Genomic DNA, 16,166 nt, shown 5'->3' with positions numbered 1-16,166 from the left:
ACGTCAGTCCTTCTTGCTGTCCGCGTCCGCGGCGGGGGCCTCAGCGGCCTCGTCGGCGGCGGGAGCCTCGGTGGCCTCCGGAGCCTCGGTGGCGGCCGTGTCGGCAACCTCAGGGGCCTCGGTGGTCTCCTCGGCGGCCGGGGAGGCAGCCTTCGGCTCGTCCTTCGCGAACTTCGTCTTGCGCGCGGCCTCGGCCTCGGCGGTGACGGTCTTCTCGGCAACCAGCTCGATGACGGCCATGGGGGCGTTGTCGCCCTTGCGCGCCATCGTCTTGGTGATCCGGGTGTAGCCACCCGGACGCTCCGCGAAGAACGGACCGATCTCGGCGATCAGCTTGTGCACGACATCCTTGTCGCGCACGATGCGCTGGATCTGACGACGGTTGTGCAGGTCGCCCCGCTTCGCCTTCGTGATCAGCTTCTCGGCCAGCGGGCGCACCCGCCGGGCCTTCGCCTCGGTCGTCGTGATCTTGCCGTGCTCGAACAGCTGGGTGGCCAGGTTGGCCAAGATCAGCCGTTCGTGCGCGGGCGACCCGCCGAGACGGGGTCCCTTTGTGGGGGTGGGCATCGGTTCTCCTCGTTCAGCTCACAGCTGGAGGCCGAGGCTCCCCCACCCCTACCGGTGAGGGAGCCGAAGCTGGCCTTACAGCTGCTCCGTCTCTGCGTAGTCCTGGCCATCGTCGTGGCCGTTGTCCGAAATTCCGTCCGTGATGCTGTCGACGCCCTCGGACCAGCCTTCACCGTCGTAGCTGGCCGCGGCCGCGGTCGGGTCGAACCCGGGCGGGCTGTCCTTCAGCGCGAGGCCGAGACCGACGAGCTTGAGCTTGACCTCGTCGATCGACTTCGCACCGAAGTTGCGGATGTCCAGCAGGTCGGCCTCGCTGCGCGAGACCAGTTCGCCGACGGTGTGGATGCCCTCGCGCTTGAGGCAGTTGTACGACCGGACGGTGAGGTCCAGGTCCTCGATCGGCATCGCGTAGGCGGCGATGGTGTCCGCCTCCTGCGGCGACGGGCCGATCTCGATGCCTTCGGCGTCGACGTTCAGCTCGCGCGCGAGACCGAACAGCTCCACCAGCGTCTTACCGGCCGACGCGACAGCGTCCCGCGGCGTGATCGACGGCTTCGTCTCCACGTCCAGGATCAGCTTGTCGAAGTCGGTGCGCTGCTCGACACGGGTCGCCTCGACCTTGTACGTCACCTTCAGCACCGGGGAGTAGATGGAGTCGACCGGGATCCGGCCGATCTCCGCGCCCGCCTGCTTGTTCTGCAGGGCCGGAACGTAACCGCGGCCGCGCTCGACGACGAGCTCGATCTCGAGCTTGCCCTTGCCGTTCAGCGACGCGATGTGCAGATCCGGGTTGTGCACGGTGACACCGGCCGGGGGCACGATGTCGGCAGCGGTGACCTCACCGGGGCCCTGCTTGCGCAGGTACATGGTGACCGGCTCGTCCTCTTCCGAGGAGACCACGAGCTCCTTGAGGTTCAGGATGATGTCGGTGACGTCTTCCTTCACCCCGGGAACGGTGGTGAACTCGTGCAGCACGCCGTCGATGCGGATGCTCGTCACGGCCGCGCCCGGAATGGACGACAGCAGCGTGCGACGCAGCGAGTTGCCGAGCGTGTAGCCGAAGCCGGGCTCCAGCGGTTCGATGGTGAACCGGGAGCGAGTCTCGTTGACCGTCTCTTCGCCGAGAGCCGGCCGCTGGGAAATCAGCATCTTTCCTAATTCCTTTCCAAACGGCGCCCGCCATATGACACCGAAAGGGATGGCGAAACGGCGGCGCACTCCGGGCGCCGCCGCCCGTGCCCACACCGGGCCGGGGTTTCCCCGGCCCGGTGATGGATCACTTCGAGTAGAGCTCGACGATCAGCTGTTCCTGGACCGGAACGTCGATCTGAGCGCGCTCCGGGAGCTGGTGGACCAGCACACGGAGGTTGGACGGAACAACCTGGAGCCACGCGGGAACGGGACGCTCGCCGAACGACTCCTTGGCAGCGACGAAGGGCAGCATCGCGAACGACTTCGGCCGCACGTCGATGATGTCCCACTTGCTGACCTGGTACGAGGGCACGTTGACCTTGACGCCGTTGACCACGAAGTGACCGTGGCTCACCAGCTGACGCGCCTGACGGCGGGTGCGGGCGATGCCGGCGCGGTAGATCACGTTGTCCAGACGGGACTCGAGGATCTGCAGCAGGTTCTCACCGGTCTTACCCGGACGCCGGACGGCTTCCTTGTAGTACCGGACGAACTGACGCTCGAGAACGCCGTAGGTGTAGCGAGCCTTCTGCTTCTCCTGCGACTGCAGGAGGTACTCGGACTCCTTGATGCGCCCGCGGCCGTGCTGGCCCGGCGGGTAGGGGCGACGCTCGAAAGCCTGGTCGCCGCCGATGAGGTCAACCTTGAGGCGACGCGAAATACGCGTCGCGGGGCCGGTGTAACGAGCCATTTCTTCTTACTCCTCCCCGTTCCTCAGACCCGGCGCCGCTTGGGCGGGCGGCAGCCGTTGTGAGGCTGCGGGGTCACGTCCTGGATGGTGCCGACCTCGAGGCCGGCGGCCTGCAGCGAGCGGATCGCCGTCTCGCGACCCGAACCCGGGCCCTTCACGAAGACGTCGACCTTCTTCATGCCGTGCTCGGCAGCCTTGCGGGCGGCGCTCTCGGCGGCCATCTGCGCGGCGAACGGGGTGGACTTACGCGAGCCCTTGAAGCCCACGTGACCACTCGACGCCCACGCGATCACGGCACCGGTCGGGTCCGTGATCGAGACGATGGTGTTGTTGAAGGTGCTCTTGATGTGCGCGTGACCGTGCGCGACATTCTTCTTTTCCTTACGGCGGACCTTCTTGGCCCCCGCCGCAGTACGAGACTTCGGTGGCATGTTTTGAGGGTTCTCCTGTTAGCGCGCGTTCTCTTGGTGAGCGGCGACCGCTTCGGCCTGTCCGCGCCGGATGATCGAACCGGCGTCGGTGTACAGGTTGCGGAGCGCCATCGGGCGGGCGTAGAGCGCCTTGGGCGAGACACAAGCCGAGCCACGACGGCGGACGCCGCCCATCTGCACGACCTTCTTGCCCTGGACGCTCACTTCTTGCCAGCCTTCTTCTTGCCGGCGACCGTCTTCTTCGGACCCTTACGGGTGCGGGCGTTCGTCTTGGTGCGCTGACCACGGACGGGAAGTCCGCGACGCCAGCGAAGGCCCTCGTAGCACCCGATCTCGATCTTCCGACGGATGTCGGCGTTCACCTCGCGGCGAAGGTCACCCTCGACCTTGAAGTTCTCCTCGATGTAGACCCGCAGCTTGGCGAGGTCGTCATCGCTCAGATCCTTGACGCGGGTGTCCGCGTTGAGCTCGGCAGCCGCGATGAGCTGCTTCGAGCGGGTACGGCCGATGCCGTAGATGTAAGTCAGCGCGATCTCCAACCGCTTTTCGCGGGGGAGGTCTACGCCAGCGAGTCGTGCCATTGGCGTTGATGCTCCTTCATAGAATTCATCTTCAGGTCTGCTCCCCGTCCGGTTCCGGGACCGACTCGCCTGTCGTGCCCTTGGCTTGCGCTTCGGGTGTCCCGGCCTCGGCCTGAAGTCCGAGGGTGAACCGGGCCGTTCGCACGGCCCGGCAGGTGCGGGGAGATTGTGTAGCCGTCAATCCACTCTGTACGAGTGCGAGTGATCAGCCCTGCCGCTGCTTGTGCCGCAGGTTCTCGCAGATCACCATGATCCGGCCGTGACGGCGGATCACCTTGCACTTGTCGCAGATCTTCTTGACGCTCGGCTGGACCTTCACGTCTCCTGCTCTCCTGCTTGTGCTAACTCGTCGTGATCACTTGTAGCGGTAGACGATGCGACCACGAGACAAGTCGTAGGGCGAGAGCTCCACGACGACCCTGTCCTCGGGCAGAATGCGGATGTAGTGCTGCCGCATCTTGCCGCTGATGTGTGCAAGGACCTTGTGGCCGTTCTCCAACTCGACGCGGAACATCGCGTTGGGAAGCGGCTCGACTACGCGGCCTTCGACCTCGATGGCCCCGTCTTTCTTGCCCATGTCCTCCGCATTTCCTGTCGCTACGCTGTGCTATCAGTCAGAGCTTTGAGTGCTTGGCTGAGTGGTGCATCGGCACACTCCAACCCGGGTCCAATGTCCGTTCGCGAGAATTCACGAGCGCGCAGGATCCGGGCGCGATGAGTACACCGACTTGACAGTGTACGCAACCCGTGTCGTGAGCCCCAAACGGGGGGTGACTGTGTTAGACGACCCCTGAGTCCGCCTGCTGCGACCTCAACCATCGTACGCCCCCGGCCGACCTGCGTTTAGCGGGCTAAACGCGCTCCGGCGGGTCTGCGACCTGGCGCGTTCTGCGGGCGAGGTGCACCCGATAGGGGTAGCGGGCGGCGGCCCTGCCGACGCGACCCGAGCGCTGCGCCGGCCTGCGGACCGACTTGCGTTTCGCGGGCTAACTGCGATCCGGGCGCCTTCGCCTTTAGCGGGCTAAACGCGCTCCGGTGATCGCGTTTAGGAGGCCAAACGCAGGGCGGGGCGCACTTGCGTTTAGCGGGCTAAACGCGATCCGAGAGCGAGGAGGCCCAGGTCAGGCGTCTTCGGGGGCGGTCAGCACCCATGGGCCGTCGTCGGTGATCGCGACGGTGTGCTCCCAGTGCGCGGCTCGCGAGCCGTCCGCGGTCACGACGGTCCACCCGTCGTCGAGCTCGACGGTCTCACCGCCGCCACCGGTCAGCATGGGCTCGATCGCGAGCGCCATGCCGGTCTTGAGCCGCGGGCCCTTGCCCGGTTTGCCCAGGTTCGGCAGGAACGGGTCCATGTGCATCTGGCGCCCGATACCGTGACCGCCGTACTCGACGATCATCCCGTACTCGATGCCGTCTTCCTGGCTCGCGTTCTCGGCCGCGGTCTGCACCGCGTGCGAGATGTCCGTGAGCCGGCCGCCGGACGACACCGCGGCGATTCCCGCCCACATCGCCGCCTCGGTGGCGGCCGAAAGCGCCAGATCCGCCTTCGACACCTCACCGATCGCGAGGGTGACCGCGGAGTCGCCATGCCAGCCGTCGAGGATGGCGCCGCAATCCACCGAAATGATGTCGCCGTCGTTCAAGGCCTGCGTCTTCGACGGGATGCCATGGACGATCTGCTCGTTCACCGAAGCGCAGATCGACGCCGGAAAGCCGTGATACCCCTTGAACGAGGGCACCGCGCCGGCGTCGCGGATCGTCTGCTCGGCGAGTTCGTCGAGATCGGCCGTGGTCGCCCCCGGCTTGGCGATCTCGCGCACCGCGGTGAGGGTGCGCCAGACGACCAGCCCGGCGGCCCGCATCGCCTGGAGCTCGCCAGGAGTCTTGATTTCGATCATGCGCCCACGACGAAGCCGTTGCAGTACACGCAGTCCTCCGAGGTTCACGTGCGGTCGCGCAGCGCTTCCAGCACGCGGGCGGAGATCTCGTCGACCGTGCCGACGCCGTCGACGGTGACCAGGATGTCCGCGTAGTACTCGAGCAGCGGAGCCGTCTCGGACACGTAGATCTGCTGACGACGACGGATGACCTCTTCGGTGTCGTCAGAGCGGCCGCGGGACAGCAGCCGCTCGACGACGACGTCTTCCGAGACCTGGAGCTGGATGACCGCGTTCAGCTTGGTGTCGACCTCGCCGAGGATCTCACCGAGAACGTCGGCCTGCTTGGTGTTCCGAGGGAACCCGTCCAGCAGGAAACCGACCTTGGCGTCGGGTTCGGCAAGGCGTTCGCGCACCATCTCGTTCGTGACCGAATCGGGCACGAGTTCGCCGGAATCCAGGTAGCGCTTGGCCTCCTGGCCCAGCGGCGTCTGCTCGCCCACGTGGGCGCGGAACAGATCGCCGGTCGAGATGTGCGGGATCCGGAGCTTCTCCGACAGTGCTACCGCCTGAGTACCTTTGCCCGCGCCAGGAGGGCCAACGAGAACCAGGCGCGTCACTTCAAGAACCCTTCGTAGTTACGTTGCATCAGCTGGCTTTCGATCTGCTTCACGGTGTCGAGACCGACACCGACCATGATCAGCACAGCCGTGCCACCGAACGGGAAGTTCTGGTTGTTCCCGCTACCGGTAACGGACAGGAAGAAGTTCGGAAGGATCGCGATGATGCCCAGGTACAGCGAGCCCGGCAGGGTGATGCGGCCGAGGACGTAGCTGAGGTACTCCGCGGTGGGACGGCCCGGACGGATACCCGGGATGAAGCCACCGAACTTCTTCATTTCTTCCGCACGCTCGTCCACGTTGAACGTGATCGTGATGTAGAAGTACGTGAAGAAGATGATCAACGCGAAGTACAGCAGGACGTGCGCCCAGCTGGACTGGTTGACGATGTAGTTCTGGATGAAGACCTGCCAGCCGGCGTTGCTGTTGGCGTCACCGACGAGGCGGCTGATCAGGTCCGGCAGGTAGAGCAGCGACGAGGCGAAGATGACCGGGATGACGCCGGCCTGGTTCACCTTGATCGGCAGGTACGTCGACGTTCCGCCGTACATGCGACGGCCGATCATGCGCTTGGCGTACTGCACCGGGATCCGGCGCTGGCCCTGCTCGACGAAGATGACGCTGGCGATGATCACCAGGCCGAACACGCAGATCAGGGTGAAGACCACCGGGCCGGCGCTGCTGAGGATGTTGCCACCCTCGATCGGGATCCGGGCCGCGATGTTCAGGAAGATGAGGACGGACATGCCATTGCCGACGCCGCGCTCGGTGATCAGCTCACCCAGCCACATCATGACGGCGGTACCGGCGGTCATCGTGATGACGATGATGGCCAGCGTGTAGACACTGTTGTCCGGGATGATCGCGGTGTCGCACTGCGGGAAGAGCTGCTTGCGGTCGGCGAGCGCCACCACACCGGTGGCCTGCAGGATCGCGAGGGCGATCGTCAGGTACCGGGTGTACTGGGTCAGCTTGCCCTGGCCGGCCTGGCCTTCCTTCTTCAGTTCCTCGAACCGCGGGATGACCACGGTGAGGAGCTGGACGATGATGCTCGCCGTGATGTACGGCATGATGCCGGTCGAGAACAGCGACAGCTGCAGCAGTGCACCGCCACTGAACAGGTTCAGCAGCTGATAGACGCCCTCCTGCGACCCGGTCTCCGTACATTGCTGCACGGCGGAATACGAGATACCCGGGGCCGGAATGGTGGCACCGATTCGGTAGACCGCGACGATGGCTAGCGTGAACAGGATCTTCTTACGTAGATCCGGCGTCGCTAGAGCCGAGCGGAAGGCGCTGAGCACGCGGGGAACCTCCTCGGCGTCGTCGGCTGTCTTACCGACGATCGGCTTGGCCGGCCTGGGGCCGGCGGGAACACACAGCTTTCTGGCACAAGCCAGGAACGCTTCGGGGCACACTCGTCCCGAAGCGTGTCGCCGACTCTAACAGCTTCACTGGGCGTGTCCGCAGTGCGTGTGGGTTTTCCGGACGAAGGTTGGTCCGCGAGGTTGATCGACTCGCGCTTCTCGCTCCGGAACCTTGACAGATCACCTTGTCGTCACTCACTTTCCTGGCCCCACCGGATCGCACTTAGCCCGCTAAACGCGCTGTGATCAGGGACGGGGTTCAGGAGCTCGAAGCGGCGAGCGCGCCCGCCATCCCGAGGAGCACGACGCCGGTGCCGCGGTCGACGTTCCGACTCGCGCGGCGAGACAGCCGGAGCGACTTCACGAGCGCTCCCGCCCCGATGTAGGTCGCGCCCGCGACGAACTCGGCGAGCAGGTAGACGACGCCGAGGATCGCGATCTGACTGGAAAAGGAGCCGTGAGCTGCGTCGATGAACTGAGGCACGAACGCGGTGAAGATGAGGATCGCCTTCGGGTTCGTGATCGCGACGACGAATTCCTTCCTCGCGATCCGTAGCGCCGGTATGGATTCAGTACCCTGCGGCGCCTGGACCAGCGCGGTTCGCCCGGCCCGGAACGTCGACCACAGCAGGCGCCCGCCGATCCAGACCAGGTAGGCGACGCCCGCCCACTTGATCACCGTGAGTGCAAGTTCGGAAGCCGCGAGGAGCTGTCCGAGCCCTGCCGCGACAGCTGCGATCAACACCGTGAATGCGGCCAAACGGCCTAACAGGCCGGCGAGCCCTTTCCACGCCCCCTGTGTCATGCCGTGGTGCAGGCCGAGCAGATTGTTCGCCCCTGGCGTAAAAGCCACGAGCACCGCCGCTCCGAAAAAGACCGCTACCCAAGTCATCGGCCACCTCCTCCCCCACCGTATCGGCGGCCGCGAGCGCGTTTAGCGGGCTAATCGCGCTCTTTTGCGCCGGATTCCGGCGGAGGCGCGAACGCCGAATAGTCCGGTGCCGACGACGGTGCCTCCGGCGGAAGCACCGTGATGGAGATGCCGTCTTTCGGTGTGGGCACGTCCGCGAGGCTCGGGTCGCCGTTCATCGAGACCTCGTCGTCCTGGACGCGGTGGCTCATCACAGCCGCACCCGCCGCGGTCACGACCGCGGCGAAGAGCGCCCACATGCCCGCCTCCAGCGTCAGCGTCACCTCAGTGCCCTCTCCCATCGGGCGTCCGAGCCCCAACGTGACGGCGGTGACGACGACGCCCGCGAGGAATACCGCCGCGATGGTGGTGAGCCATCGGTCCAAAGTGCTCGGACCTCGGAGGCGGGCGGCGCGGACACTGGCGACCGTGGCCACCAGCAGGAACGCCGCGGCGATCAGGAGCGGGATGCCGACGGGCGACGTCGATGTCGTCTGTGGAGGGTGGTCGGGTTGGATGATCTTCAGGTCCCACGCACCGTGCACGACCTCGATCACGACCTCGGCGCTGGGATCGAAGCTGAGTCGATGCTCGGTGCTGAAGAACGGGAAGAGACAGCCCATGAGGGTCAACACCAGGGCCAAGGCCGCCAGTCCCGCCGCGACGAGCCTGCGGGGCTCGGGCCGGCCGGACCGCACTGGCCTTTCCGCGGGATCCATGCGACCCGGGACCGATACGACGATCGGCGGGGCATCCGCCTGCTGAGGGGGCTGCGGATCCTGCCCTGGAGGTATGGCCACCCCACGATCCTCCCAGGTCAGGCACCCCTCCGCCATGCTCCGGCCTCCTCGGCCAGAGCGCCTTTAGCCCCCTAATCGCGATCTGGACGGCGGGCACCTGGGCGACCGACAGAGCGCCTTTAGCCCCCTAATCGCGATCCGGGGGCCGGACGGGCTGCCCGCACCGGGATCGCGATTAGGGGGCTAAACGCAAGTCGGCGCGAGCGCCGGGCGGAAAGGCCAGATCGCGATTAGGGGGCTAAAGGCGCACGGGGTGAGCGCAAGCGAAAGGCCCGCCTGGCGGAGCCTGGCGGGCCTTTCGGTGAAGCGAGCGAAGAAAGCTCAGAGCGTGGTGGCGGAGCCACCGGCGGCGGAGAGCTTCTCCTTGGCGGAGCCGGAGAAAGCGTCGGCGGTGACGTCCAGCTTGACGCCGTTCAGGTCACCGTTGCCGAGCACCTTCACGAGCTTGTTCTTGCGAACAAGACCCTTCGCGACGAGCTCCTCGTTGCCGACCTTGCCACCCTCCGGGAAGACGCGGGCGATGTCGCCCAGGTTCACCGGCTGGTACTCGGTACGGAAGCGGTTCTTGAAGCCGCGAAGCTTCGGGAGCCGCATGTGGATGGGCATCTGCCCACCCTCGAAACCGGCGGGCACGTTCTTCCGGGCCTTGGTGCCCTTGGTACCGCGACCGGCGGTCTTGCCCTTCGAGCCCTCACCACGGCCGACGCGCATCTTCTCGCGCTTCGCGCCCGGAGCCGGACGAAGGTGGTGGATCTTGATGGCAGTCATGCCTTGACCTCCTCGACCTCCACCAGGTGGCGGACCGTGTGGATGAGGCCGCGAACCTGGGGGGTGTCTTCACGCACCACAGACTGCCGGATCTTGCGCAGCCCGAGGGTACGCAGCGATTCACGGTGGTTGTGCTTGGTGCCGATCTTGCTCTTGACCTGGGTCACCTTGAGCTGAGTCATGTCAGACCCCCTGGCCCGCACGCTGGCGCAGCATCCGAGCCGGGGCGACGTCCTCGAGCGGGAGACCGCGGCGGGCCGCGACCTCTTCGGGACGCTGCAGACCCTTCAGGGCCGCCACGGTCGCGTGCACGATGTTGATCGCGTTGTCGGAGCCGAGCGACTTCGACAGCACGTCGTGGACACCCGCGCACTCCAGCACCGCGCGGACCGGACCACCGGCGATGACACCGGTACCGGCGGAAGCCGGACGCAGCAGCACGACACCGGCGGCTTCCTCACCCTGGATGGGGTGGGGAATGGTGCCACCGACGCGGGGAACGCGGAAGAAGTTCTTCTTCGCTTCCTCGACGCCCTTGGCGATGGCCGCGGGAACTTCCTTGGCCTTGCCGTAGCCGACGCCGACCTGACCGTCGCCGTCACCGACGACCACCAGGGCGGTGAAGCTGAAGCGACGACCACCCTTGACGACCTTGGCGACGCGGTTGATCGTCACGACCTTCTCGAGGTGCGGGGTCTTGTCCTGGCCGGCCCCGCCACGACCGCTGTCGCGACGATCCCGGCCGCCACCACGACGTTCATTGCGGTCGTTGCCGCCCTGCCCGCCGGGTCCGCCCTGTCCGCCGCCGAATTGCCGTGTACGTCCCGGCATCAGGCTTTCCTTCCATTCACGAGCATCTGCATCAGAATTCCAACCCCGCTTCACGGGCGGCGTCAGCGAGAGCGGCGATGCGGCCGTGGTAAGCGTTACCGCCACGGTCGAACACCACGGTCGAGACACCGGCGTTCTTGGCGCGGTTGGCGACAAGCTCCCCGACCTTCGCGGCCTTGGCCTTCTTGTCGCCGTCGAGCGCGCGGACGTCCGCCTCGAGGGTGGACGCCGACGCCAGGGTCTTGCCGGCAAGGTCGTCGATCAGCTGCACGGCGATGTGCCGCGACGAACGCTTGACGACCAGGCGCGGGCGCTGGTCCGTGCCGTTGATCTTCTTGCGAAGGCGGAAGTGCCGACGGGCCTTCGCGACGCGGCGGCGGGTCGAGATGTCCTTGCCGACCGGCTTGCGCTTCGTAGTCGTGTCGCTCATGATCACTTACCCGTCTTTCCGACCTTGCGGCGGATCTTCTCACCCTCGTAGCGCAGGCCCTTGCCCTTGTACGGGTCCGGGCGGCGCAGCTTGCGGATGACCGCGGCGATCTGGCCGACCTTCTGCTTGTCGATGCCCGAGACCGAGAACCGGGTGGGGGTCTCGACCTTGAAGGTGATGCCTTCCGGGGCCTCGATCTTCACCGGGTGGCTGTAGCCGAGGGCGAACTCGAGGTCCGAACCCTTGGCCTGCACGCGGTAACCGACACCGTGGATTTCGAGCTTCTTCTCGTAGCCTTCGGTCACACCGACGACGAGGTTGTTGACCAGCGTCCGGGTGAGACCGTGCAGGGCACGGCTGGTGCGCTCCTCGTCGGGCCGCTTCACCTGCAGCGTGCCGTCTTCGGCGCGCTCCACGGTGATCGGCTCGGCGACGGTGTGCTCAAGGGTGCCCTTGGGCCCCTTGACCTTGATCTGCTGACCATCGATGGTCACCTCGACCCCGGAGGGGACGGCGACCGGCAGCTTTCCAATGCGTGACATGTCTGTGCCCCCTTCCTTACCAGACGTAGGCGAGGACTTCGCCGCCCACGCTGTTTCGCTTGGCCTGACGGTCGGTCTGGAGGCCGGACGACGTCGAGATGATCGCGACGCCGAGGCCACCGAGAACCGACGGCAGTTCGGTCGATTTTGCGTAGACCCGCAGGCCGGGCTTGGACACGCGGCGAAGGCCGGCGATGCTGCGCTCACGGTTGGGGCCGTACTTCAGCTCCACGATGAGGTTCTTGTGCTTCTCGCCCGGCTCGTCGCGGTAGCCCGAGATGTAGCCCTCGCGCTTGAGGATCTCGGCGATGTTCGCCTTGATCTTCGAGTGGGGAAGCACGACCTCGTCGTGGTAAGCCGAGTTCGCGTTACGCAGACGGGTCAAGAAGTCTGCGATGGGGTCGGTCATCGTCATGGTGACCTGTCAACCTTTCTCGCCCTGGTTCCCTGCATCGACTGCAAGGCCTGTGGCGAAGTGGGAGTTAAAAAAGACTCTTACCAGCTGGACTTGCGGACGCCGGGCAGCTCGCCCGCGTGTGCCATCTCGCGAAGGCAGATCCGGCAGAGCCCGAACTTGCGGAACACCGCGTGCGGGCGACCGCATCGCTGGCAACGCGTGTAACCGCGAACCTTGAACTTCGGCGTCTTCGCGGCCTTGTGGACCAGTGCTTTCTTGGCCATCGACTCAGTTCTCCTTGAACGGGAAGCCGAGCTTGCGAAGCAGCGCGCGGCCCTCGTCGTCGGTGTTGGCGGTGGTGACGACAGTGACGTCCATACCGCGCGGGCGGTCGATGGCGTCCGGGTCGATCTCGTGGAACATGGACTGCTCGTTGAGACCGAACGTGTAGTTGCCGTTGCCGTCGAACTGCTTCGGCGAAAGCCCGCGGAAGTCACGGATACGCGGAAGCGCGATGGTCAGCAGCCGGTCGAGGAACTCCCACATCCGGTCGCCGCGCAGCGTGACGCGCGCACCGATCGGCTGGCCCTCACGCAGCTTGAACTGCGCGATGGACTTGCGAGCCTTGCGAACCTCGGGCTTCTGCCCGGTGATCGCGGCCAGGTCGCGGATGGCGCCTTCGATCAGCTTGCTGTCACGGGCGGCGTCACCGACACCCATGTTCACGACGACCTTGACGACGCCCGGGATCTGGTGGACGTTCTCGAAGGAGAACTCCTCCTGGAGCTGTCCCTTGATCTCCTCGCGGTACCGCACCTTGAGGCGCGGGGCGATCTTCTCTGCGGTGGTCATGATCAGATGTCCTTACCGTTCCGGCGCGAGACCCGGACCTTCTTGCCGTCCTCGCCGATGCGGTAGCCGATGCGAGCCGGCTTGCCGTCGGAGTCGACGACCATCACGTTCGAGACGTGGATGGGCGCCTCCTGGGTGACGATGCCGCCGGACTGCGCACCGCGCTGGGTCTGGGAGATCCGCGTGTGCTTCTTGATCCGGTTCACGCCTTCGACCAGCACGCGCTCACGCTCGGGGTAGGCCTGGATGACCTTGCCCTTGGCACCCTTGTCCTTGCCGGCGATGACGACGACCGTGTCGCCCTTCTTCACCTTCATGCTCTACAACACCTCCGGCGCGAGCGAAATGATCTTCATGAACTTTCGGTCGCGCAGCTCGCGGCCCACCGGGCCGAAGATGCGGGTGCCGCGAGGCTCATTGTCGTTCTTGATGAGCACAGCAGCGTTTTCGTCGAAGCGGATGTAAGAACCGTCCGGACGACGGCGCTCCTTGCGCGTGCGAACGATGACGGCCTTGACGACGTCACCCTTCTTCACGCCGGCAGCCGGCATGGCGTCCTTCACGGTGGCGACGATGACGTCGCCGATGCCCGCGTAGCGCCGCCCCGAGCCGCCGAGAACGCGGATGCAAAGGATTTCCTTCGCGCCCGTGTTGTCGGCAACCCGAAGCCGCGACTCCTGCTGGATCACGTCTACTCCTGTATGTCGCGCTGGTTCTCGCGCTGAAACGCGAGCCTTGCGGAACTAAGGGACTCAAAAAGAGCCCTACTTACTTGGCCTTCTCCACGATCTGCACCAGACGCCAGCGCTTGGTCGCCGACAGCGGGCGGGTCTCCATCAGGGTGACCCGGTCGCCGACGCCAGCTTCGTTGTTCTCGTCGTGCACCTTGACCTTGCTGGTGCTGCGGAGAACCTTGGCGTAACGACGGTGCTTCTTGCGGTCTTCGAGCTCGACCACGATCGTCTTGTTCATCTTGTCCGAGACGACGTAACCCTCACGGACCTTGCGGTCGTTACGGGGGGCCGCCTCAGCGTTGGGCTGCTCGCTCATGCGGCACCTTCACTCTCGGCGTCAGGGGAAACGGACAGGCCGAGTTCACGCTCGCGCATGACCGTGTAGATCCGCGCGATGTCCGTGCGGACGGTGCGCAGACGGCGGTTGTTGTCGAGCTGTCCGGTCGCCATCTGGAAGCGGAGGTTGAAGAGCTCCTCCTTGTATTCCTTCAGACGCAGAACGAGCTCTTCCGCGGTGAGCTCACGCAGCTCCGATGCCTGGGCAGCACCTGCCTTCGCCATCAGAACTCACCACCTTCACGGGTCACGATGCGGCACTTCATGGGCAGCTTGTGGATCGCGCGACGGAGCGCCTCACGGGCGGTCTCCTCGTTCGGGAACGAGATCTCGAACATCACGCGGCCCGGCTTCACGTTGGCGATCCACCACTCGGGCGAACCCTTACCGGAACCCATGCGGGTTTCCGCCGGCTTCTTGGTCAGCGGGCGGTCCGGGTAGATGGTCGTCCACACCTTGCCGCCACGCTTGATGTGACGCGTCATGGCGATACGAGCGGACTCGATCTGCCGGTTGGTCACGTAGCTGTGCTCAAGCGCCTGGATGCCGTACTCGCCGAAGCTCACATTCGTACCGCCCTTGGCGGCACCGTGGCGCTTCGGGGAGTGCTGCTTCCGGTGCTTGACCCTGCGCGGGATGAGCACGTGTCAGCCCTCCGTCTTTTCTGCAGTCTCAGCAGCCGGGGCCTCAACGGCCGCAGGGGCGGTGTCGTCGCTCTTCGCGGCGGCAGCGGCCCGACCGGCTTCGGTCGAGGTCGGCGTCGTGCCCGACGCACCGGAACGGCGCGGGCGGGACGGACGGTCACCACGGTCACGGCGCGGGGCACGCTCGGCGGCCGCGGCGGCGTCACGCGCCTCCCTGGCCTTGAGGCCGCCCACGAGCTCGCCCTTGTAGATCCACACCTTCACGCCGATGCGACCGAACGTCGTCTTGGCCTCGAAGAAGCCGTAGTCGATGTCGGCACGCAGCGTGTGCAGCGGGACGCGGCCATCGCGGTAGTGCTCGGAGCGGGACATCTCGGCACCGCCGAGACGACCGCCGCACTGCACGCGGATGCCCTTGACCTGCGGCGAGCGCATGGAGGTCTGGATCGCCTTGCGCATCGCGCGGCGGAACGCCACACGGTTGCTCAGCTGCTCCGCGACACCCTGAGCGACGAGCTGGGCGTCGGCCTCGGGGTTCTTGACCTCGAGGATGTTCAGCTGGACCTGCTTGGCGGTCAGCTTCTCCAGCGCGCCGCGGATGCGGTCGGCCTCCGCACCGCGACGGCCGATGACGATGCCCGGCCGGGCGGTGTGGATGTCGACGCGGACCCGGTCACGGGTGCGCTCGATCTCGACCTTGGAGATCCCGGCGCGCTCCATGCCCGTGGACAGCAGCTTCCGGATCTTGACGTCCTCGGCCACGTACTCCGCGTACTGCTTGTCGGCGTACCAACGCGACTTCCAGTCCGTGGTGATACCCAGGCGGAAGCCGTGCGGGTTGATCTTCTGGCCCACTACCGGCCACCTGCCTTCTTCTTGCCCTGTGCCTTCTTGGCCTCGGCCTTCGGACGCGACTCCACCTCGACGGTGATGTGGCTGGTCCGCTTACGGATCCGGTACGCGCGGCCCTGGGCCCGCGGACGGATGCGCTTGAGGGTCGGGCCCTCGTCGGCGTAGGCGTTCTTGATCCAGAGGGTGTCCGGATCGAGATCGAGGTTGTTCTCGGCGTTGGCCATGGCGCTGGCGAGCACCTTCGCGACCGGCTCGCTTGCCGCCTGCGGGGCGAACTGGAGCACGGCCAAGGCGTCGGCGGCGCTACGTCCCTTGATCAGCTCGATCACCCGGCGCACCTTGGTAGGCGAGTCCCGGACGAAGCGAGCCCGCGCGTAAGCCGTCGGCAATGCCTCGGCCACGTCGTTCTGGGCGTTCATCGCTAGCTTCCTTGTTCTCTCGTGCCCGCTCAGCGGCGGCGCGACTTGCGGTCGTCCTTGATGTGGCCCTTGAAGGTCCTAGTCGGGGCGAACTCGCCCAACTTGTGACCCACCATCGCCTCGGTGACGAACACCGGGACGTGCTTGCGTCCGTCGTGGACCGCGATCGTGTGACCCAGGAAATCCGGGATGATCGTGGACCGACGCGACCAAGTCTTGATCACGGTCTTCTTGCCCGACTCGTTGAGAACGTCCACCTTCTTGAGCAGGTGGTCGTCCACGAAGGGGCCTTTTTTAAGGCTACGTGGCATGTGCTTCTACCTCCC

29 protein-coding genes are annotated in these 16,166 nt (G+C 65.9%); all 29 read right to left on the bottom strand.

Annotated elements, in window-relative coordinates; genetic code table 11:
- Window positions 1-3: 3 nt before the first annotated feature.
- The 29 genes from rplQ to rpsS all read right to left on the bottom strand — a co-directional run bounded on the left by rplQ (window position 4) and on the right by rpsS (window position 16,151).
- On the bottom strand, window positions 4-567 hold the full coding sequence (gene rplQ, locus DL990_RS07180) for a 50S ribosomal protein L17 (RefSeq protein WP_125798205.1): 564 nt from the start codon (window positions 565-567) through the stop codon (window positions 4-6).
- 75 nt (window positions 568-642) lie between these two features.
- Entirely contained in the window at window positions 643-1,716 is a 1,074-nt protein-coding gene (locus DL990_RS07175) for a DNA-directed RNA polymerase subunit alpha (RefSeq protein ID WP_005166811.1), read from the bottom strand.
- A gap of 127 nt (window positions 1,717-1,843) precedes the next feature.
- The gene (gene rpsD / locus DL990_RS07170; protein ID WP_037314696.1) at window positions 1,844-2,449 is read right to left on the bottom strand and encodes a 30S ribosomal protein S4; all 606 of its coding nucleotides are present in this window, start codon (window positions 2,447-2,449) and stop codon (window positions 1,844-1,846) included.
- A gap of 23 nt (window positions 2,450-2,472) precedes the next feature.
- Window positions 2,473-2,880 carry a 30S ribosomal protein S11 gene (gene rpsK / locus DL990_RS07165; RefSeq protein ID WP_020643222.1) on the bottom strand — a complete coding sequence of 136 codons (408 nt, stop codon included), beginning with the start codon at window positions 2,878-2,880 and terminating at the stop codon, window positions 2,473-2,475.
- Window positions 2,881-2,898: 18 nt separating this feature from the next.
- Entirely contained in the window at window positions 2,899-3,084 is a 186-nt protein-coding gene (locus DL990_RS07160; protein ID WP_034304268.1) for a hypothetical protein, read from the bottom strand.
- Window positions 3,081-3,461 (bottom strand): 30S ribosomal protein S13, encoded by a 381-nt coding sequence (gene rpsM, locus DL990_RS07155; protein WP_005166805.1) that lies wholly within the window; start codon window positions 3,459-3,461, stop codon window positions 3,081-3,083. The genes DL990_RS07160 and rpsM overlap by 4 nt, the downstream gene beginning before the upstream one ends.
- Before the next feature lie 205 nt (window positions 3,462-3,666).
- Entirely contained in the window at window positions 3,667-3,780 is a 114-nt protein-coding gene (gene rpmJ / locus DL990_RS07150; protein WP_004558882.1) for a 50S ribosomal protein L36, read from the bottom strand.
- Between the two features lie 36 nt (window positions 3,781-3,816).
- Window positions 3,817-4,038, bottom strand: coding sequence for a translation initiation factor IF-1 (infA, locus tag DL990_RS07145; protein ID WP_005166804.1), 222 nt, complete (start codon window positions 4,036-4,038; stop codon window positions 3,817-3,819).
- Between the two features lie 544 nt (window positions 4,039-4,582).
- Window positions 4,583-5,359, bottom strand: coding sequence for a type I methionyl aminopeptidase (gene map, locus DL990_RS07140; protein WP_125788828.1), 777 nt, complete (start codon window positions 5,357-5,359; stop codon window positions 4,583-4,585).
- 44 nt (window positions 5,360-5,403) lie between these two features.
- A complete protein-coding gene (locus tag DL990_RS07135) occupies window positions 5,404-5,958 on the bottom strand; it encodes an adenylate kinase (RefSeq protein ID WP_125788827.1) in 555 nt (184 codons plus the stop codon).
- The gene (gene secY, locus DL990_RS07130; RefSeq protein WP_034304262.1) at window positions 5,955-7,262 is read right to left on the bottom strand and encodes a preprotein translocase subunit SecY; all 1,308 of its coding nucleotides are present in this window, start codon (window positions 7,260-7,262) and stop codon (window positions 5,955-5,957) included. Before secY ends, DL990_RS07135 begins: the two co-directional genes overlap by 4 nt.
- A gap of 322 nt (window positions 7,263-7,584) precedes the next feature.
- The gene (locus DL990_RS07125) at window positions 7,585-8,217 is read right to left on the bottom strand and encodes a LysE family translocator (protein ID WP_125788826.1); all 633 of its coding nucleotides are present in this window, start codon (window positions 8,215-8,217) and stop codon (window positions 7,585-7,587) included.
- Between the two features lie 50 nt (window positions 8,218-8,267).
- Window positions 8,268-8,933, bottom strand: coding sequence for a hypothetical protein (locus tag DL990_RS07120; RefSeq protein ID WP_233620410.1), 666 nt, complete (start codon window positions 8,931-8,933; stop codon window positions 8,268-8,270).
- Window positions 8,934-9,356: 423 nt separating this feature from the next.
- Window positions 9,357-9,803 (bottom strand): 50S ribosomal protein L15, encoded by a 447-nt coding sequence (gene rplO, locus DL990_RS07115; RefSeq protein WP_125788825.1) that lies wholly within the window; start codon window positions 9,801-9,803, stop codon window positions 9,357-9,359.
- On the bottom strand, window positions 9,800-9,985 hold the full coding sequence (gene rpmD, locus DL990_RS07110; protein ID WP_076163011.1) for a 50S ribosomal protein L30: 186 nt from the start codon (window positions 9,983-9,985) through the stop codon (window positions 9,800-9,802). Before rpmD ends, rplO begins: the two co-directional genes overlap by 4 nt.
- 1 nt (window position 9,986) lies before the next feature.
- Entirely contained in the window at window positions 9,987-10,634 is a 648-nt protein-coding gene (gene rpsE, locus DL990_RS07105) for a 30S ribosomal protein S5 (protein WP_076163010.1), read from the bottom strand.
- 31 nt (window positions 10,635-10,665) lie between these two features.
- Window positions 10,666-11,064 (bottom strand): 50S ribosomal protein L18, encoded by a 399-nt coding sequence (rplR, locus tag DL990_RS07100; RefSeq protein WP_037314970.1) that lies wholly within the window; start codon window positions 11,062-11,064, stop codon window positions 10,666-10,668.
- A gap of 2 nt (window positions 11,065-11,066) precedes the next feature.
- On the bottom strand, window positions 11,067-11,606 hold the full coding sequence (gene rplF / locus DL990_RS07095; RefSeq protein WP_125798204.1) for a 50S ribosomal protein L6: 540 nt from the start codon (window positions 11,604-11,606) through the stop codon (window positions 11,067-11,069).
- 16 nt (window positions 11,607-11,622) lie between these two features.
- Window positions 11,623-12,021 (bottom strand): 30S ribosomal protein S8, encoded by a 399-nt coding sequence (rpsH, locus tag DL990_RS07090; RefSeq protein WP_005166791.1) that lies wholly within the window; start codon window positions 12,019-12,021, stop codon window positions 11,623-11,625.
- 80 nt (window positions 12,022-12,101) lie between these two features.
- Window positions 12,102-12,287: a type Z 30S ribosomal protein S14 gene (locus DL990_RS07085; RefSeq protein WP_125788823.1), complete on the bottom strand. Its 186-nt coding sequence runs from the start codon at window positions 12,285-12,287 to the stop codon at window positions 12,102-12,104.
- Window positions 12,288-12,291: 4 nt separating this feature from the next.
- A complete protein-coding gene (rplE, locus tag DL990_RS07080) occupies window positions 12,292-12,855 on the bottom strand; it encodes a 50S ribosomal protein L5 (RefSeq protein ID WP_061979954.1) in 564 nt (187 codons plus the stop codon).
- 2 nt (window positions 12,856-12,857) lie between these two features.
- The gene (rplX, locus tag DL990_RS07075; RefSeq protein WP_125788822.1) at window positions 12,858-13,172 is read right to left on the bottom strand and encodes a 50S ribosomal protein L24; all 315 of its coding nucleotides are present in this window, start codon (window positions 13,170-13,172) and stop codon (window positions 12,858-12,860) included.
- A 3-nt stretch (window positions 13,173-13,175) separates the two neighbouring features.
- On the bottom strand, window positions 13,176-13,544 hold the full coding sequence (rplN, locus tag DL990_RS07070; RefSeq protein ID WP_125788821.1) for a 50S ribosomal protein L14: 369 nt from the start codon (window positions 13,542-13,544) through the stop codon (window positions 13,176-13,178).
- Window positions 13,545-13,623: 79 nt separating this feature from the next.
- Entirely contained in the window at window positions 13,624-13,905 is a 282-nt protein-coding gene (gene rpsQ / locus DL990_RS07065) for a 30S ribosomal protein S17 (protein ID WP_007031041.1), read from the bottom strand.
- Complete coding sequence (rpmC, locus tag DL990_RS07060) at window positions 13,902-14,150, bottom strand: 50S ribosomal protein L29 (protein WP_007031040.1); 249 nt, start codon at window positions 14,148-14,150, stop codon at window positions 13,902-13,904. Before rpmC ends, rpsQ begins: the two co-directional genes overlap by 4 nt.
- The gene (gene rplP, locus DL990_RS07055) at window positions 14,150-14,569 is read right to left on the bottom strand and encodes a 50S ribosomal protein L16 (RefSeq protein ID WP_061979956.1); all 420 of its coding nucleotides are present in this window, start codon (window positions 14,567-14,569) and stop codon (window positions 14,150-14,152) included. Before rplP ends, rpmC begins: the two co-directional genes overlap by 1 nt.
- A gap of 3 nt (window positions 14,570-14,572) precedes the next feature.
- On the bottom strand, window positions 14,573-15,424 hold the full coding sequence (gene rpsC, locus DL990_RS07050) for a 30S ribosomal protein S3 (protein WP_125788820.1): 852 nt from the start codon (window positions 15,422-15,424) through the stop codon (window positions 14,573-14,575).
- Window positions 15,424-15,840: a 50S ribosomal protein L22 gene (gene rplV, locus DL990_RS07045; RefSeq protein WP_125788819.1), complete on the bottom strand. Its 417-nt coding sequence runs from the start codon at window positions 15,838-15,840 to the stop codon at window positions 15,424-15,426. Before rplV ends, rpsC begins: the two co-directional genes overlap by 1 nt.
- A gap of 29 nt (window positions 15,841-15,869) precedes the next feature.
- Window positions 15,870-16,151 (bottom strand): 30S ribosomal protein S19, encoded by a 282-nt coding sequence (gene rpsS, locus DL990_RS07040; RefSeq protein ID WP_026468892.1) that lies wholly within the window; start codon window positions 16,149-16,151, stop codon window positions 15,870-15,872.
- Window positions 16,152-16,166 lie beyond the last annotated feature (15 nt).

The sequence above is a fragment of the Amycolatopsis sp. WAC 01416 genome, assembly GCF_003947485.1.
In the GTDB taxonomy this organism is placed as follows: Bacteria; Actinomycetota; Actinomycetes; order Mycobacteriales; family Pseudonocardiaceae; genus Amycolatopsis.
The sequence above is the reverse complement of the archived record's forward strand: the minus strand, read 5'-3'. Positions and strand labels throughout refer to the sequence as shown.

Coding starts and splice junctions, on each gene's coding strand:
- rplQ (WP_125798205.1), bottom strand. CDS start 567: ATGCCCACCCCCACAAAGGGACCCCGTCTCGGCGGGTCGCCCGCGCAC.
- DL990_RS07175 (WP_005166811.1), bottom strand. CDS start 1,716: ATGCTGATTTCCCAGCGGCCGGCTCTCGGCGAAGAGACGGTCAACGAG.
- rpsD (WP_037314696.1), bottom strand. CDS start 2,449: ATGGCTCGTTACACCGGCCCCGCGACGCGTATTTCGCGTCGCCTCAAG.
- rpsK (WP_020643222.1), bottom strand. CDS start 2,880: ATGCCACCGAAGTCTCGTACTGCGGCGGGGGCCAAGAAGGTCCGCCGT.
- rpsM (WP_005166805.1), bottom strand. CDS start 3,461: ATGGCACGACTCGCTGGCGTAGACCTCCCCCGCGAAAAGCGGTTGGAG.
- infA (WP_005166804.1), bottom strand. CDS start 4,038: ATGGGCAAGAAAGACGGGGCCATCGAGGTCGAAGGCCGCGTAGTCGAG.
- map (WP_125788828.1), bottom strand. CDS start 5,359: ATGATCGAAATCAAGACTCCTGGCGAGCTCCAGGCGATGCGGGCCGCC.
- DL990_RS07125 (WP_125788826.1), bottom strand. CDS start 8,217: ATGACTTGGGTAGCGGTCTTTTTCGGAGCGGCGGTGCTCGTGGCTTTT.
- rplO (WP_125788825.1), bottom strand. CDS start 9,803: ATGACTGCCATCAAGATCCACCACCTTCGTCCGGCTCCGGGCGCGAAG.
- rpmD (WP_076163011.1), bottom strand. CDS start 9,985: ATGACTCAGCTCAAGGTGACCCAGGTCAAGAGCAAGATCGGCACCAAG.
- rpsE (WP_076163010.1), bottom strand. CDS start 10,634: ATGCCGGGACGTACACGGCAATTCGGCGGCGGACAGGGCGGACCCGGC.
- rplR (WP_037314970.1), bottom strand. CDS start 11,064: ATGAGCGACACGACTACGAAGCGCAAGCCGGTCGGCAAGGACATCTCG.
- rplF (WP_125798204.1), bottom strand. CDS start 11,606: ATGTCACGCATTGGAAAGCTGCCGGTCGCCGTCCCCTCCGGGGTCGAG.
- rpsH (WP_005166791.1), bottom strand. CDS start 12,021: ATGACGATGACCGACCCCATCGCAGACTTCTTGACCCGTCTGCGTAAC.
- DL990_RS07085 (WP_125788823.1), bottom strand. CDS start 12,287: ATGGCCAAGAAAGCACTGGTCCACAAGGCCGCGAAGACGCCGAAGTTC.
- rplE (WP_061979954.1), bottom strand. CDS start 12,855: ATGACCACCGCAGAGAAGATCGCCCCGCGCCTCAAGGTGCGGTACCGC.
- rplX (WP_125788822.1), bottom strand. CDS start 13,172: ATGAAGGTGAAGAAGGGCGACACGGTCGTCGTCATCGCCGGCAAGGAC.
- rpsQ (WP_007031041.1), bottom strand. CDS start 13,905: ATGAGCGAGCAGCCCAACGCTGAGGCGGCCCCCCGTAACGACCGCAAG.
- rpmC (WP_007031040.1), bottom strand. CDS start 14,150: ATGGCGAAGGCAGGTGCTGCCCAGGCATCGGAGCTGCGTGAGCTCACC.
- rplV (WP_125788819.1), bottom strand. CDS start 15,840: ATGAACGCCCAGAACGACGTGGCCGAGGCATTGCCGACGGCTTACGCG.
- rpsS (WP_026468892.1), bottom strand. CDS start 16,151: ATGCCACGTAGCCTTAAAAAAGGCCCCTTCGTGGACGACCACCTGCTC.